The sequence below is a fragment of the Vibrio sp. Y176 genome (genome assembly GCF_033438945.1).
In genome coordinates, this window is sequence record NZ_JAWOQS010000421.1 from 1 (window position 1) to 755 (window position 755).

The 755-nt window shown below is 46.5% G+C and carries 1 protein-coding gene; it reads left to right on the forward strand.

Annotation, left to right across the window (positions count from 1 at the left end):
• Positions 1 to 755, forward strand: a 755-nt coding sequence (locus tag R7O13_RS26445; RefSeq protein WP_318305152.1) for a DUF3541 domain-containing protein, incomplete at both ends; no start/stop codon positions are given.

Here is a 755-nt window from a genome sequence, read left to right on the forward strand (position 1 = left end):
AAATACTACGCAACCATTTGGACGGACATGGCTCAAGTCGCAAGCCGATTGAATCGCTTCGCGAATGACGTCGTCAAACCAGAAGACATCATTTTGTACTCCTCTGAGCGGCTTACTCGCTACCAAGAAAAAGAGGACGAGCGCAGTCAACGTCGTTATACCGTAACAAAACATCACCCTGAATATTTGTATCTTGGCGTCGATTTACTGGGCGCGATGGCGAGAGCAGATGAGTACGGCTTAAAGCACCAACAAGATATAACACTGCGAGAAATCATTCGTCGTTACGATTTTACTCGCTACGCCACCGATAAAGAGATGATTGAAGCATGGGCGGCGCAGTTGGCAAATCAGGTCTATTGGCTGCGTCAACTGGGTGAACAAGATGTGGTGAACGCGTTCATTGAAGCATTCCGATCGACCTACCCCGACGACAATGATAAAAAGCTCTCTGCTCAGCAATACGGCAACAAAATCTATGGCATGACACACATCATCTTTGCCGACTCTCAGTATTATCAAAAGCGCGTGAATGAAGCGGATCATCAATGGATTTATGATTACTTCCGCGACAACATCGACACGATTTTATTGCGAGCAAAAGAAGACATCATTGCCGAAGTAGGTATTTCATTTTTACTGGCTGGCCTTGACCACGATCCCGTCGTTGAGAAAACACGCCAAGCGATTCGAGATGCCATCAGCACCGAACAAGGGATGATCCCATCCGTTGATGGTGACTTTGATCTAAAGTA